Consider the following 15,776-nt stretch of genomic DNA (forward strand, 5'->3'; position numbering starts at 1 on the left):
ATCGCGAGCAAGCTCGCTCCCACAGTGGTTGGATGTGAACACATTTTTTGTGGACACCACCGCTCCCTGTGGGAGCGAGCTTGCTCGCGATAGCAATCGAACAAACGACGCTGAATGATCAGAACGACCGGACTATCCGCCCCAACGTCTCCATCGCCTTCTCCGAATCCTCGGTCCACGGGCTGCCGTAATTCAACCGGATACAATTCCTGAACCGCTGCGTCGGCGAAAAGATAGGCCCCGGCGCGATGCTGATGCCTTGCGCCAATGCCATCTGAAACAACTTCAGAGAATCCATTTGCGGCGGCAATTCCAGCCACAGGAAGTAGCCGCCGGCGGGTTGGCTGACGCGTGTCTGCGCCGGGAAGTAGCGGGCGATGGCGGCGAGCATGGCGCTTTGCTGTTCTTCCAGGGCGTAGCGCAGTTTGCGCAGGTGCCGATCATATCCGCCGTGTTGCAGGTAGTCGGCGATGGCGGCTTGGGCCGGCATCGAGGCGCACAGCGAGGTCATGAGTTTCAGCCGTTCGATCTTCTGCGCATATCGCCCGGCGGCGACCCAGCCGATGCGGTAGCCGGGGGCAAGGCTCTTGGCGAAGGAACCGCAATGCATCACCAACCCTTCTGTATCAAACGCCTTGGCCGGTTTCGGCGCCTGTTGACCGTAATAGAGCTCGGCGTAGACATCGTCCTCGATCAGCGGCACCTGGTGGCTGCGCATCAGCTCGACCAGCTCCTGCTTCTTCGCCTCGGGCATGGTCGCGCCCATCGGGTTCTGAAAACTGGTCATGCACCAGCAGGCTTTGATCGGGTGGCGCTCCAGGGTTTGCGCGAGCACCCCCAGGTCGATACCGTCGCGCGGGTGCACCGGAATCTCGACGGCTTTGAGTTTCAGCCGTTCCAGTATTTGCAGGCAGGCATAGAACGCCGGCGCTTCTATCGCCACCAGGTCGCCGGGTTCGGTGACCGCTTGCAGGCACAGGTTCAGGGCTTCCAGCGCGCCGTTGGTGATCAGCAGTTCTTCCATTGGCAGCATCAGCCCGCCGACCATGTAGCGCAGGGCAATCTGGCGACGTAGCTGAGGGTTGCCCGGCGACATGTCGGTGACGACCATGCGCGGGTCCATGTCCCGTGCGGCGCTGGCCAGGGAGCGGGACAACCGCTGCAACGGGAACAGGGTCGGGCTGGGGAAGGCCGAACCGAAGGGCACGGTGGTCGGGTCCTTGATCGAGTCGAGGACCGAGAACACCAGTTCGCTGACGTCGACTTCGGTGGATTCATTGACCTGGCTGCTGATCACCGGCTCCGAGAACGGGCTCGGTGCGTGCGCGTTGACGAAGTAGCCGGAACGCGGCCGGGCGCGGATCAGGCCACGGCGTTCCAGCAGGTAATAGGCCTGGAACACAGTGGACGGGCTGACCCCGTAAGTCTGGCTGGCGTAGCGCACCGACGGCACGCGCTGGCCAGGGCCGAGGACCCCGGAGCGGATCAGTTCAGCGATGTCGTCGGCGAATTTTTCGTAGCGTTTCATCGAGTGCCTGGATTGGTGTCATTCAGAGAAATCGAGGTGACTTCTTCGCGGGCAAGCCTCGCTCCCACAGTCAACACCGTACCGTAGGAGCGAGGCTTGCCCGCGAATAGCGCACCGCAGTCTAAGGGATCAACGGTTCATCGGCGCAACAAACCGGCTTTTGGCCACGCTGTAGATGTCAGGCTCGTCGCTGTCGGCAATCTTGAAACTGATCGTCTGCGAGCTGCTGCTCGGCCGTTCGGTGGTCATGGCCACCGACACCGGTACATCGACAATTTCACCCGGGGCCAGGCTCAGCTCGGTCTTGCCTTGCAGCACGAAGCCTTCGCCGTCCACCAGGCTCAGCCGGTAATCCTGACGCAGCTGGGTCTTGTTGATGACCTTCAGGCTGTAGATGTTTTCGATCTGCCCCTGACTGTTCTCGCGGAACAGGCCACGGTCCTTGCTCACGTCCAGCGACACCATCGGCCGTTCGATCAGGGCGAGGGCGAGGGCGCCGATCATCACCAGCAGCACCGCCGTGTAACCGATCAGCCGTGGCCGCAGCAGGTGAGTCTTGCCACCTTGCAACTCATGCTCCGAGGTATAGCTGATCAAGCCACGGGCGTAGCCCATTTTGTCCATGATCGAATCGCAAGCGTCGATACATGCCGCGCAGCCGATGCACTCCATCTGCAAACCGTCGCGAATGTCGATCCCGGTCGGGCAGACCTGCACGCACAGCTGACAGTCGATGCAGTCACCCAGGCCTACCTCGGCCGGTTTCACCTCACGTTTGCGCGGGCCACGGTTTTCACCCCGGGCGACGTCGTAGGAAATGGTCAGGGTGTCCTTGTCGAACATCACGCTCTGGAACCGCGCATACGGGCACATGTGCATGCACACCGCTTCACGCAGCCACCCGGCGTTGATGTACGTCGCGCCGGTGAAGAACAGCACCCAGAACAGACTGACACCGCCCATTTGCAGGGTCAGCATCTCTTCGGCCAGCGGCCGGATCGGTGTGAAGTAGCCGACAAAGGTCAGGCCGGTGAGCAGGCTGATGGCCAGCCATAGCGTGTGCTTGGCTGAGCGCCGGATCAGCTTGTTCAAGCCCCATGGCGCGGCTTGCAGCTTGATCCGCTGGTTGCGTTCGCCTTCGGTGATCTTCTCGCACCACATGAAGATCCAGGTCCAGGAGCTCTGCGGGCAGGTGTAGCCGCACCACACCCGGCCGGCGAACACGGTGATGGCGAACAGGCCGAAGGCGGCGATTATCAACAGCGCCGACAGCAGGATGAAATCCTGTGGCCAGAAGGTCGCGCCGAAGATGTGGAATTTGCTTTCGGAAAGGTCCCAGAGCACCGCCTGACGGTCGCCCCAGTTCAGCCACACGGTGCCGAAGAACAGCAAAAACAATAGGCCCGCGCCGCTCATGCGCAAGGTGCGAAACAGGCCGGTGAAGCTGCGGGTGTGGATCAGGTTGTCGCTGGACTTGGCCTTTATCTTTGGGCGCAAAGGCTCGGTTTTTATAAATGAGGCAGGTTCTATGGTTCGGACGGGGATTCTTTCGCTCATGGTCTTTCGCTCATCAGCCTCCATCAGGCATGAGCACTATGACCAGCGATCTGTTTGCATAACAGACTCAGGTATTGCAATAAAAAGCGGATCAGATGGGCTTTGATCCGCTACCTGCGACAACTTGATGCACCCCGTCACAGCGAGGCGCAAGCGCCTATATCAGGCGCTTGCGAGGCTTGTTGATCCGGGTCAGTCAAATCACCGAATCACTGTCGGTGGCCTTCAAATGCTTACGACCGTCCACTGCGCCTGCTACGGTCAATGCGTCGGCTTCTGCTTCGGTGATGTAGACGCGCTGGCCGTTGAGCTCAACCGCCGACATGGCTTTTTCCGAGTCGGTGATGATCGTGACATCGGGGCACAGGCGAATTTCTTCGCCGTTCTCGGTGAGGAAAAAGCAGGTCTGGTTTTCGATGCGCACAGTCATGGAGGTGTCCTTTTTTTAGCGGGTTCTAAACTGTTAGGGCGCATCCGACGGACATCGTTCTGTGCAACTGATTAATGGTCGGCGCGGTCCATCCTCCCATAACAATCAATCACAAGGATTGCACCATGAACGCCTGGTGGCATGAGGTTTGGGTAACGCTGCAAGCAGAGTTCGCCGACATCGGCGATGCGTCGCAACTGACGCGTATAACCGTGAGATTGCTGATCGCAGCCATATTGGGCGGCATTCTCGGATTCGAGCGTGAGCAAAAGGGCAAGGCCGCCGGGGTGCGCACACACATGCTCGTGGCCCTCGGTGCCGCGCTGTTTGTGCTGGTGCCGCAGATGTCCGGTTCCCAGGCCGACGCCATGAGCCGGGTGGTACAAGGGGTGATCGCCGGGATCGGCTTCCTGGGTGCTGGCACCATCCTGAAAAACCAGGAAGGCGATGAAGGCCACGTCAAAGGCCTGACCACCGCTGCCGGGTTATGGATGACTGCCGCCATCGGCGTCTCGGCCGGGTTGGGCCGCGAGGCGACGGCGGTGTTCAGTACGCTGCTGGCGTTGGCGATTTTCAGCGTGATGCCGAAGATCGTGAAAATGCTCGACCGGGATAAGGACGAGCAGGAACGGCCCTGACGGAGGAGGTGCTCGCGATACGCGATAACACAGCTCCTACATTGGAATGTGTTGGATTCAGGGTGTGACGATCACCGGCGGCATGGTGTTCGGTGGGTCTTCCCGAGGCGGTGGTGTGGTGCCGGGCGGCTCTTGCTCGGGCACCGGCTCCGGTTCGGTTGGCGGAATGGTCGGGTGGTCGATGTTCGGATCGGGCGTCTCGGCCGGGATTGGAATACTCATCGTTGAAGCCTCCAGTGGCACATGGCGTAAGTCGTGCTTAAGTGAGTTGACCGTCGCGCAAGGGATTTGATTCCCCAGCAAATGGGCGTGAACTTTTCCCCGCGCTTGTCGCTCGGAACCTAAGTGAGTTCATTTCGGGACCGAAGGGTTTCGTGTGAACGACGACCAGACACAAGAGCGTCCATGGGGCGTTAAGGAGAGATGCTCGATGACTGCTGAAAAACCGACAGAGCTGAACTACAACCCTCATATGCCGCTGTCGCAGGCGTTATTGCTGCCGCGCATCGCCATTGAAAACGTCATGCCCACCCTGGATGGCGGGCAGTTCGCGGCCAAGGCTGTGGTGGGTCAGGACGTGGTGGTGATTAGTAAAGTGTTCGCCGACGGCCACGACAAACTGGCGGTGCGTATACGCTGGCGAGCCGAAGGCGACGAGGCCTGGCAGAGCGAGGTCATGAACGAGCTCGGCAATAACGGCTGGCAAGGCCAGTTCCGCGTTAAGGATCAGGGCCGCTACGTCTTCTGTATCGAAGCCTGGATCGATCAATACGGCAGCTTTCTCTATGAAATCGAGAAAAAACACATGGCTGGCGTACCCATCAGCCTGGAGTTGCAGGAAGGGCGAAACCAGGTGAAACAGGCCTCCGAACGCTCGGAAGGGCCGCTGAGCGAAGATCTGGCGGCGTTGCACCATGAACTGTCCGGTCTGCTCGAAGCCGAGCAGGTCGCGCTGTTTCTGCACCAACGTAGTGCTGACCTGATAGCCCAGGCCGATCACCGCGCTTATTTGAGCCTCAGCCCCGAGTTTGCGCTGGACGTTGAGCGCGAGCTCGCCCAGTTCGCCAGTTGGTATGAGTTGTTTCCGCGCTCGATCACCGACGATCCAGCCCGCCATGGCACGTTCAACGACGTGCACTCGCGGTTGGCGATGATTCAGGACATGGGTTTTGACGTGCTGTACTTTCCGCCGATCCACCCGATCGGTCGCAGCTTCCGCAAAGGCCCGAACAATTCATTGAGCGCCGGCCCCGATGATCCGGGCAGCCCGTATGCCATCGGCAGCGAAGAGGGCGGGCACGAGGCAATTCACTCCGAACTCGGCACCCGCGAAGATTTCCGTCGACTGGTGGCCGCCGCCGCAGATCACGGACTGGAAATTGCCCTCGATTTCGCGATCCAGTGCTCCCAGGACCACCCGTGGCTCAAGCAGCACCCGGGCTGGTTCAACTGGCGCCCGGATGGCACGATCAAATACGCCGAGAACCCGCCAAAAAAGTACCAGGACATCGTCAACGTCGATTTCTATGCCAGTGATGCGATTCCGAGCCTTTGGGTCGAACTGCGGGACATTGTGGTCGGTTGGGTGCAAGAGGGCGTGAAGATCTTTCGCGTCGACAACCCTCACACCAAGCCGCTGCCGTTCTGGCAATGGCTGATTGCCGACGTGCGGGCGTTGTACCCCGAGGTGATCTTCCTGGCGGAGGCCTTTACCACGCCGGCGATGATGGCTCGGCTGGGCAAGGTCGGTTACTCCCAGAGCTACACCTACTTCACCTGGCGCAATACCAAAACGGAACTGGCGACCTATTTCACCGAGCTCAACGAGTCGCCGTGGCGCGAATGCTACCGGCCGAATTTCTTCGTTAATACGCCGGACATCAACCCTGCGTTTCTTCATGAGTCTGGACGCGCCGGTTTCCTGATCCGCGCCGCGCTGGCAACCATGGGCTCCGGTCTGTGGGGCATGTATTCGGGCTTCGAACTCTGTGAAGCCGCGCCGGTGCCGGGCAAAGAGGAATACCTCAATTCCGAGAAGTACGAGATCCGCCCGCGGGACTTTACCGCGCCGGGCAACATCATCGCCGAGATCGCCCAGCTCAACCGCATCCGCCGGCAAAACCCGGCGCTGCACACGCACCTGGGCCTGAAGGTCTACAACGCGTGGAACGACAACATTCTGTATTTTGGCAAACGCAGCGCGGATGGCAGCAACTTCATTCTGGTGGCCGTCAGCGTCGATCCGCATAACGTCCAGGAAGCGAATTTCGAATTGCCGTTGTGGGAAATGGGTTTGCCGGATGATGCGAGCACCCAAGGCGAAGACTTGATGAGCGGGCACCGATGGACGTGGCATGGCAAGTACCAATTCATGCGGATCGACCCGGCGCATCAACCGTTCGGCATCTGGCGGATCTCTACTTCCTGAAGACACCCAGTTTTCCTGCGGGATGAACTCTTGCTCCCGCTGGGGCGCGTAGCGGCCCTATTTCCTTCAGGTTCATCTGATTTACAGGTTCGCGACTGCTTCGCAGCCGAGCGGGATCAAGCTCCCTCGCCACAGGTAGGCGTCCGGCTCAGGGCTGCACTGAATTCAACAGGAGTTTCAAATGGCGAAGAAACCCAAGGCAGCCACCTTTATCAAGGACCCGCTCTGGTATAAGGATGCGGTGATCTACCAGGTTCACGTTAAGTCTTTTTTCGACTCCAACAATGACGGGATCGGCGACTTTCCCGGCCTTATCGCCAAACTCGATTACATTGCCGACCTCGGCGTTAACACCATCTGGCTCTTGCCGTTCTATCCCTCGCCACGGCGCGATGATGGCTACGACATTGCCGAGTACCGTGGCGTCCACCCCGACTACGGCACCATGGCCGACGCCAAGCGTTTCATCTCCGAGGCCCACAAACGCGGCCTGCGGGTGATTACCGAGCTGGTCATCAACCACACCTCCGACCAGCACGCCTGGTTCCAGCGCGCACGAAAAGCCAAACCCGGATCGGCGGCGCGGGACTTCTACGTCTGGTCCGACGACGATCACAAATACGACGGCACCCGCATTATTTTTCTCGACACCGAGAAATCCAACTGGACCTGGGACCCGGTCGCCGGCCAGTACTTCTGGCACCGCTTCTATTCGCACCAGCCGGACCTCAACTTCGACAACCCGCAAGTCATGAAAGCGGTGCTGTCGGTGATGCGCTACTGGCTCGACATGGGCATCGACGGCCTGCGCCTGGACGCGATTCCGTACCTGATCGAGCGCGACGGCACCAACAACGAAAACCTGCCCGAGACCCACGACGTCCTTAAGCAGATCCGTGCCGAGATCGACGCCAATTACCCAGACCGCATGCTCTTGGCCGAGGCCAATCAATGGCCGGAAGACACGCAGCTGTACTTCGGCGATACCGATAAAAAAGGCCTCAACGGCGACGAATGCCACATGGCCTTTCACTTTCCGTTGATGCCGCGCATGTACATGGCGCTGGCCCAGGAAGATCGCTTCCCGATCACCGACATCCTGCGCCAGACCCCGGAGATCCCGGCCAACTGTCAGTGGGCGATTTTCCTGCGCAACCACGATGAGTTGACCCTGGAAATGGTCACCGACAAGGAACGCGATTACCTGTGGAATTACTACGCGGCCGACCGTCGGGCGCGGATCAACCTCGGTATTCGCCGCCGCCTCGCGCCGTTGATGGAGCGGGATCGCCGTCGCGTGGAACTGCTCAACAGCCTGCTGCTGTCGATGCCGGGCACACCGACGATGTATTACGGCGATGAAATCGGCATGGGCGACAACATCTACCTCGGCGACCGTGACGGCGTGCGCACGCCCATGCAGTGGTCGATCGATCGCAACGGGGGGTTCTCCCGCGCCGACCCGGCGAGCCTGGTACTGCCACCGATCATGGACCCGCAATACGGCTACCTGTCGGTCAACGTCGAAACCCAGGCGGGCGACCCGCATTCCTTGCTGAACTGGACCCGGCGCATGCTCGCCGTGCGCAAGCAGTCCAAAGCCTTCGGGCGAGGCACGCTGAAAATGCTGTCGCCGAGCAATCGGCGGATTCTGGCCTACACCCGTGAGTTCACCGGCGACGACGGCAAGCACGAAATCATCCTGTGCGTGGCCAACGTGTCCCGTAGCGCGCAAGCGGCAGAGCTCGACCTGTCGGCCTACGTCGGCATGGTCCCGGTGGAGATGCTCGGCGGTAACGCCTTTCCGCCGATCGGCCAATTGAATTTCCTCCTGACGCTCGCGCCTTACGGCTTTTATTGGTTCGGACTCGCTGCGGAGAATCAAATGCCTAGCTGGCACGTAGAACCGGCGCAAAGCCTGCCGGACTTCACCACCCTGGTGCTGAAAAAACGCATGGAAGAACTGCTCGAAGCGCCGTCCCGCGGCACGCTGGAGCAGGGCATCCTGCCGAACTGGCTGCAAAACCGCCGCTGGTTCGCCGGCAAGGACGCGGCCATCGAGAAGGTCAACCTGGCCTATGGCGTGCGCTTCGGTGATGCGCTGCACCCGGTGCTGCTGAGTGAAATCGAAGTCACCAGCGGTGGCCAGACCAGCCGTTACCAGTTGCCGTTCGGGTTCATTGCCGATGATCAAGTCGGGCCGGCGTTGCCGCAGCAACTGGCACTGTCTCGTGTACGACGTGGCCCTCAAGTGGGGTTGATCACCGATGCGTTCAGCCTGGAAAACTTTATCCGCGCGGTGTTGCATGGCATGCAGGAAAACACCGTGTTGCCTTCGGACGGCGGCGAGATTCGTTTCGAGCCGACCGCCGAGCTGGCCAGGTTGGGCCTGACGGCCGAATCCGAAGTGCGCTACCTGTCCGCCGAGCAGTCCAACAGTTCGGTGGTGATCGGCAGCAGCCTGGTGCTGAAGCTGATCCGCAAGGTCGCCTCGGGTGTGCACCCGGAGCTGGAAATGAGCGCTTACCTGACCAATGCCGGGTTCAGCAACATCTCGCCGCTGCTGGGGTCGGTGGTTCGCCGCGACGCCAAGGGCGAGGACAATCTGCTGATGATCGCCCAAGGCTATTTGAGCAATCAGGGCGATGCCTGGGAATGGACCCAGAACAACCTCGAACGGGCACTGCGCGATGAACTGGCGGACGCCATGTCCGAGCAGGAGCAGCACTACAACGCCCTCGGTGAACTGAAAGACTTCGCCGGCATGCTCGGTCAACGGCTGGGTGAAATGCACCGAGTGCTGGCGGCCCCGACCGATGACCCGGACTTCGCCCCACAGGTCACCACGCAAAAAGAGGCCCTGGCTTCGGCCAAGGACGTCGCGGCGCAATTGGAGCACTCGCTGAAGTTGCTCAAACAGCATCAAGGCGAACTGAACCCGGCGGACAAAGCGCTGGTCACTCGTTTACTGGACAACAAAAAAGCCATCCTCAGTCATGTCCAGGACCTGGGCAAAAAAGCCGTCGGTGGTTTGCGCATTCGCGTCCATGGCGACTTGCACCTGGGTCAGGTGCTGGTGATCAAGGGCGACGCTTACTTGATCGACTTCGAAGGCGAGCCGGCACGGCCGCTCAGCGAGCGACGCGGCAAGCACAGCCCGTACAAAGATGTCAGCGGCGTGTTGCGCTCCTTCGATTACGCCGCGGCGATGGCGATCAACGTGCAAAACGTCGACAACACCGCCGAAGCCCGAGCGGCACGGCAACGGGTCGCTGATCGCTATTTGAATGAAGCAAAACAAGCATTTGTCGACGCTTATCGGCTGGCGGCAGCTAGTCTTGCTCATGCGTGGCAAGATCCGGAAGGCGAGGACGCCGCGTTGGCGTTGTTCGGGCTGGAGAAGGCGGCGTATGAGGTGGCCTATGAGGCTGAAAATCGCCCCACGTGGCTGCCGGTGCCATTGCACGGTTTGTATGGATTATTGAGTGGGCTTAAACCCTTTTCCGATCTTGGTGGAGAGTAGTTATGAGTTTCTCGAACAAGGAACAGGGTCACGCTAAAGAAGCGCTGCTGCCCAGATCGCGGGATATCGACGCGCTGGTACGCGCCGAACATCACGACCCTTTTGCAATTCTCGGCCCCCACGGCGATGACGCCGGCGGGCAATTCATTCGGGCTTATCTGCCAGACGCGCTGAGCGTGCAGGTACTGGCCAGGGACTCCGGGGAAGAACTCGGCAACCTTGAGGCCACCCAGACGCCTGGCCTGTTTGTCGGGCACTTCGATCGGGCGCAGCCGTATCTGCTGCGCACCCGCTGGGCCGGTGGCGAGCAAGTGTCCGAAGACCCCTACAGCTTTGGCCCGTTACTCGGCGAGATGGACTTGTACCTGTTTGCCGAAGGCAATCACCGCGACCTCAGTGCCTGCCTCGGCGCGCAACTGAAGACGGTGGACGGGGTCGACGGCGTGCGTTTCGCCGTGTGGGCGCCGAATGCCAAACGGGTGTCGGTGGTCGGCGACTTCAACAACTGGGACGGTCGTCGGCACCCGATGCGTCTGCGCCATCCCACCGGGGTCTGGGAAGTGTTTATCCCGCGTTTGCAGGCGGGGGAAACCTACAAATACGAAATCCTCGGCGCCCACGGCATTCTGCCGCTCAAGGCTGACCCGATGGCCCTGGCCACCTCGCTGCCGCCCGATACCGCGTCAAAAGTCGCGGCACCCTTGAGCATCGATTGGCAGGATCAGGCGTGGATGCAATCCCGTGCCGACCGTCACCTGCCGAGTGCGCCGCTGTCGATCTACGAACTGCACGCTGGCTCGTGGCAATGCGAACTGGACGATCTGGGTGAAGTGGCGCGCCAGTACACCTGGCACGAACTGGGTGAGCGGCTGATTCCTTACGTGAAGGAGCTGGGCTTTACCCACATCGAACTGATGCCGATCATGGAACACCCGTTCGGCGGTTCCTGGGGTTATCAGTTGTTGTCGCAATTCGCCCCGAGCGCCCGCTACGGTTCGCCGGAAGACTTCGCGGCCTTCGTCAACGCCTGCCACCAGGCGGACATCGGCGTGATCCTCGACTGGGTGCCGGCGCATTTTCCGACCGATACCCACGGTCTGGCGCAATTCGATGGCACCGCGCTGTACGAATACGGCAATCCGCAAGAAGGCTTCCATCAGGACTGGGACACGCTGATCTACAACCTGGGCCGCACCGAAGTGCACGGCTACATGCTCGCTTCGGCATTGCACTGGCTCAAGCATTTCCACGTCGATGGCCTGCGGGTCGATGCCGTGGCGTCGATGCTCTATCGCGATTATTCGCGCAAGGCCGGCGAGTGGGTGCCGAACCGCCACGGCGGACGCGAAAACCTCGAAGCCATCGATTTCCTGCGCCACCTCAACGACGTGGTCAACCTGGAAGCGCCGGGTGCGCTGGTGATTGCCGAGGAATCCACCGCATGGCCGGGTGTCAGCCAAAGCACGCAACAGGGCGGGCTGGGCTTCGACTACAAATGGAACATGGGCTGGATGCACGATTCGCTGCATTACATCCAGCAGGACCCGGTGTACCGCGGTCATCACCACAACGAGCTGAGTTTCGGCCTGGTGTATGCCTGGTCAGAGCGCTTCATCCTGCCGATCTCCCACGATGAAGTGGTGCACGGCAAGCACTCGCTGATCGACAAGATGCCGGGTGACCGCTGGCAGAAATTTGCCAACCTGCGCGCCTATCTGAGTTTCATGTGGGCGCATCCTGGCAAGAAGCTGTTGTTCATGGGCTGCGAATTCGGCCAGTGGCGCGAGTGGAACCACGACCAGCAACTGGACTGGTACCTGCTGCAATACTCGGAACACAAGGGCGTGCAGAAACTCGTCGGCGACCTCAATCGGCTGTACCGCGAAGAGCCGGCGATGCATGACCAGGACGACGCGCCGCAGGGCTTCCAGTGGTTGATCGGCGACGATGCGATCAACAGCGTTTATGCGTTCCTGCGCTGGAGCAAGGAAGGGCGGCCGGTGCTGGTGGTGGCGAACTTCACGCCGGTGCCGCGCCAGGCCTATCGCATTGGCGTGCCGTTTGCCGGGCGCTGGGGCGAGGTGATCAACAGCGATGCGGCGATGTATGCCGGGTCCAACTATGGCAACAGCGGCGGAGCTTTTACCGAGGAAGAGCCGAGCCATGGGCAGGCGCTTTCGCTGGTGTTGAATCTGCCACCGCTGGCGGTGTTGATCCTCAGTCCTGAGGGTTGATCTAGAACCGCGCTGCTCCCATCGCGAGCAAGCTCGCTCCCACATTGGATCTGTGTCGTACACAAAACCAATGTGGGAGCGAGCTTGCTCGCGATGGCGTCAGCTCAAACAATACATTTCTTGAAATTAACCCTCACCACCGCATCCGCACCCCAAGACTCCCGATCAACCCGTTCAAATCATTGTCATCCACATCACTGCTGTAATCGGCGCTGACGTAAAGACTCACCGCAGGCGTCACTCTCGCCACCAGCCCCAACCCCACTTCGACCGTCGATGAATTGCGACTGCTGCTGATCTTCTCGACCTGATCGAGGTTCACGGTATTGCCGGTGTACACGGTGTGCCACAAGTTGGTCCGCACATAGGGTTCGACACCCAGCCCGTTGATGTCGTAACTCCCTTTCAACCGTGCACCGACCCGGCCGCTCCAGGACGTCAGGTCACTGGACGACGCATTGCCTGAGCCGGCATAAGGCGTATCCAGCGTAATGCGCTGATTGATCAACTGCGCTTGCGGTTCGACCACCCAGTTCTCGCTCACGCCAATCGGAAAACCACCTTCTACCGACAACGTTACCGCGCTGCCTTCGGTCGCCATCCGCGCGCCCTGGTCGTTACGGCTGTAGCCGTTGACCCGGCCGCCACTGGCCGACAAATCCACGTGCCAGCCTTGTGGCCCGGTCAGGCTCCAGTAGGCGCCGAGGCTCTGGCCTTGCAGGTTGAGGGTGTCGTTTGCCGGGTCGGCGAGTGCGCGACTGGTCAACAGGCCGTTGCTGTTGCCTTGTAACTGCGTCATCCCGCCGATCAGGCCGACCCGCTGGGTATGGCCGCTACCGCTCTGCAGGGTCAGGATCGCCGGGCCTTTGAATTCGGTGCTGCCAGGGCTGGAAAAACCATGGGTCATGACATCGGTCTGTGCTTGTCGCGATGCCTGCCCGTACAGCTGGTCCCAGGCCGAAGGCGCGGCATCTTCGATGGTCAGGCGAGAACTTCGTGTATCGGAGGCGGCGCTGAAATGGCCGGGGTAGGGGGCGGTGATGTTTATCGTGGGCAAGGTCATTGCCGGAACATCCTGGCGATACCAGGGGGCGGTTTCATCCTCTGCGGGCCCGGCTTGCACCTCCATGGACGAACACAGCAGCAGAGAACTCGAGACAGTGCAAAAGGTGATTTTGATCTCTTGTTGGGTGAATGAAGTTTTCATGGGGGTCTACCTTGCAATCGCATGCCGTATCTCGCTCTGGCGTCTCTCCTACCCCGAATGAGGGGCGACCGAATGGATTGAGGCAAGCCGCTGGCCGCCCGATTTCGCGGGTGTCTGGAGGTTTGCCCCTGGTGGAATTTCCGGGGGTAGTAACGTGAAGCTAAGAAGACCCTTGACAGGGCGTCAAGAAAATGGCCGATAAGTGGTATGAGAATTTTAGGTCTCACAAGTGACTGATTTTCGGCGTACATCTAAGTTCTTGTTTGTTCGAAACATCGTCAAAAAGCTCGCGATTTAGAGCCTTCTCACTCATTCGCTACAGATGCACTTCAACCGCCAACGGCAAGTGATCCGACAGGTGCGTCCAGGGTTTATTGCCGAGAATTCGCGGGTTGTGGCTGCTGGCGTTGCGCAGGTAGATCCGGTCCAGGCGCAGCAGAGGAAAACGCGCCGGGTAGGTCTTCGCCGGCCGGCCATTGTGGCGTTCGAAGGCTTCGTGCAGGTAATCGCGCCGGGCCAAGGCGGCGTTGCCTTGCAACTGCCAGTCGTTGAAGTCGCCGGCAATGATCACCGGCGCATCGTCGGGCAGGGATTCAAGCAGTAGGCAGAGCAGTTGGAGCTGCAACTGGCGATGGCTTTCCAGCAAACTCAAGTGCACGCAGATCGCATGGACTTCAGCGTGCCCTGGCACGTCCAGTACGCAGTGCAGCAACCCACGTCGCTCGGGGCCGGTGATCGAGACGTCGAGGTTGCGGTGTTCGCGAATCGGGTATTTCGACAGCAGCGCGTTGCCGTGATGGCCATTGGGATAGACGGCGTTGCGACCGTAGGCGAAATCGCTCCACATGCTATCGGCCAGGAACTCGTATTGCGAGGTTCGCGGCCAGTCGTTGTATCGGGAAGAATGCCGATCGTGCTCGCCGACCACTTCCTGGAGGAATACAAGATCGGCCGATGTACTGCGCACCGCTTCACGCAGCTCCGGGAGGATGAAACGCCGGTTGAGGGCGGTAAACCCTTTGTGGGTGTTGACCGTCAGCACCCTCAATCGATGAATCGCCGGGGGCGAGTCCAAGGGCATTGATTCAACGGCTCGCTGCTCGGAATCGCTGGTCACGTTTACTCCTCTGAATCTGGGCTGCTTATGCATGCGACTGATGCAGCGGCGGGCAGTTCAGAGTGATTGGTCGCCAGCAGTCTTCACACGAAAATGTAGCCGCTGCCCTGTGGCGAGGGGATCTATCCCCGTTCGGCTGCGCAGCAGTCGTGAAACCATTCAACCACGGTGTTTCAGGAAAACCGTGCAGACCGGGTTTATGACTGCTGCGCAGCCGAACGCAGCCTCGCAGGCTCGACAGCTGCTACAGAGCATTTAGGGTCAGACAAAGACAACTTCATAGGACAAACGCATGCGCTCCAGAATCACCCGGGGCAGCAGTGGCGCGATGCCGATGGCCGGTTCGCCGTCGAGCTGGCTGGCGTAGGCGTGGGTGGCGTGGCTTTTGCGTGCGACGGTCCAGGTGTCGAGGCGTATTTTGCGCGCACGATGCCAGGGGAACAGTCCTTGATCACGGGTCGGCCAGTGCCAGGCCCAGACCGGCAGCTCGTTGAGCGTCGCACCGATCATGCTCGCCGCATTGGCGCTGGCGCGGCCGACGGCGTCATGATCCGAGGTGCCGTCCTCGCGCCAGGTGCTGAACACCACGTCGCCGGGGCGCAAATAACGGGCGATGAATTGAGTCAGTTGCGTTTCACGCTTGGCCAGGGCGTTGTCGGTAAAGCCGCCGCGAATCCACTTCAGGCTGTGCATCGGCAAACCGAGCCGGCGCAAGGCTTCGACGCTTTCCTGGCCGCGAAACACACTCAGGCGCTTCTCTGACCATTGTTGCGAGCCCGGATGGCTGGCGCTGCCATCGGTGATCGAGATCAATTGCAGGGGATGACCCAAGGAGGAAAGGAGCTGGAGCAAGCCTCCACACATGACCACTTCATCGCCAGGATGCGGTGCGATCACCACGGCACGTGCGCCAGTGGGGACCAGGGTCTCGGTGTTGATGACGGGGATGTTGTCCAATTGCAGGGCGCTGTTCCAGACCTGTCCCGGCAAGCTGCTTTCGATGAGGGAAACGGGTTTCATCGGGCTACGTCCTTGTTCTGTTTGAGAGCAATGTGCAGCGCTCCATACCCTGGATTGCCGCGAGCAGAGTATTGCTCAAGTCACGCTATTCGTC

The 15,776-nt window shown here is 60.4% G+C and carries 11 protein-coding genes; 4 read left to right on the forward strand and 7 right to left on the reverse strand.

The genetic code is table 11. The features are described from left to right. Positions 1 to 118 precede the first annotated feature (118 nt). The 3 genes from mapR to K0F88_RS28560 all read right to left on the reverse strand — a co-directional run bounded on the left by mapR (position 119) and on the right by K0F88_RS28560 (position 3,515). On the reverse strand, positions 119 to 1,528 hold the full coding sequence (gene mapR / locus K0F88_RS28550; RefSeq protein WP_219097452.1) for a GntR family transcriptional regulator MpaR: 1,410 nt from the start codon (positions 1,526 to 1,528) through the stop codon (positions 119 to 121). Positions 1,529 to 1,657: 129 nt separating this feature from the next. After that, a complete protein-coding gene (gene ccoG / locus K0F88_RS28555) occupies positions 1,658 to 3,085 on the reverse strand; it encodes a cytochrome c oxidase accessory protein CcoG (RefSeq protein WP_219097453.1) in 1,428 nt (475 codons plus the stop codon). Between the two features lie 196 nt (positions 3,086 to 3,281). Next, a complete protein-coding gene (locus tag K0F88_RS28560) occupies positions 3,282 to 3,515 on the reverse strand; it encodes a DUF3203 family protein (protein ID WP_094467598.1) in 234 nt (77 codons plus the stop codon). 125 nt (positions 3,516 to 3,640) lie between these two features. Between K0F88_RS28560 and K0F88_RS28565 the strand changes: the two genes are divergently transcribed. After that, positions 3,641 to 4,153 carry an MgtC/SapB family protein gene (locus K0F88_RS28565; RefSeq protein ID WP_219097454.1) on the forward strand — a complete coding sequence of 171 codons (513 nt, stop codon included), beginning with the start codon at positions 3,641 to 3,643 and terminating at the stop codon, positions 4,151 to 4,153. Positions 4,154 to 4,210: 57 nt separating this feature from the next. On the opposite strand, the gene K0F88_RS28570 is transcribed toward K0F88_RS28565, so the two are convergent. Continuing rightward, positions 4,211 to 4,375: a hypothetical protein gene (locus K0F88_RS28570; protein ID WP_219097455.1), complete on the reverse strand. Its 165-nt coding sequence runs from the start codon at positions 4,373 to 4,375 to the stop codon at positions 4,211 to 4,213. A 208-nt stretch (positions 4,376 to 4,583) separates the two neighbouring features. On the opposite strand from K0F88_RS28570, the gene K0F88_RS28575 reads away from it, so the two are divergent. From K0F88_RS28575 to glgB, 3 genes are all read left to right on the forward strand, one after another. Beyond that, on the forward strand, positions 4,584 to 6,581 hold the full coding sequence (locus K0F88_RS28575) for an alpha-1,4-glucan--maltose-1-phosphate maltosyltransferase (RefSeq protein ID WP_219097456.1): 1,998 nt from the start codon (positions 4,584 to 4,586) through the stop codon (positions 6,579 to 6,581). 181 nt (positions 6,582 to 6,762) lie between these two features. Further along, the gene (gene treS / locus K0F88_RS28580; RefSeq protein ID WP_219097457.1) at positions 6,763 to 10,104 is read left to right on the forward strand and encodes a maltose alpha-D-glucosyltransferase; all 3,342 of its coding nucleotides are present in this window, start codon (positions 6,763 to 6,765) and stop codon (positions 10,102 to 10,104) included. Between the two features lie 2 nt (positions 10,105 to 10,106). Beyond that, positions 10,107 to 12,338, forward strand: a complete 2,232-nt coding sequence (glgB, locus tag K0F88_RS28585; protein ID WP_219097458.1) for a 1,4-alpha-glucan branching protein GlgB — start codon at positions 10,107 to 10,109, stop codon at positions 12,336 to 12,338. 133 nt (positions 12,339 to 12,471) lie between these two features. Here glgB and K0F88_RS28590 read toward each other — a convergent pair whose 3' ends face one another. The 3 genes from K0F88_RS28590 to K0F88_RS28600 all read right to left on the reverse strand — a co-directional run bounded on the left by K0F88_RS28590 (position 12,472) and on the right by K0F88_RS28600 (position 15,682). After that, complete coding sequence (locus tag K0F88_RS28590) at positions 12,472 to 13,545, reverse strand: autotransporter outer membrane beta-barrel domain-containing protein (RefSeq protein WP_219097459.1); 1,074 nt, start codon at positions 13,543 to 13,545, stop codon at positions 12,472 to 12,474. Positions 13,546 to 13,861: 316 nt separating this feature from the next. Continuing rightward, complete coding sequence (locus tag K0F88_RS28595) at positions 13,862 to 14,626, reverse strand: endonuclease/exonuclease/phosphatase family protein (protein WP_374039756.1); 765 nt, start codon at positions 14,624 to 14,626, stop codon at positions 13,862 to 13,864. Between the two features lie 297 nt (positions 14,627 to 14,923). After that, complete coding sequence (locus K0F88_RS28600) at positions 14,924 to 15,682, reverse strand: PIG-L deacetylase family protein (RefSeq protein WP_094467591.1); 759 nt, start codon at positions 15,680 to 15,682, stop codon at positions 14,924 to 14,926. Positions 15,683 to 15,776 lie beyond the last annotated feature (94 nt).

Source organism: Pseudomonas sp. UMAB-40 (genome assembly GCF_900095275.1).
In the GTDB taxonomy this organism is placed as follows: domain Bacteria; phylum Pseudomonadota; class Gammaproteobacteria; order Pseudomonadales; family Pseudomonadaceae; genus Aquipseudomonas; species Aquipseudomonas mandelii_B.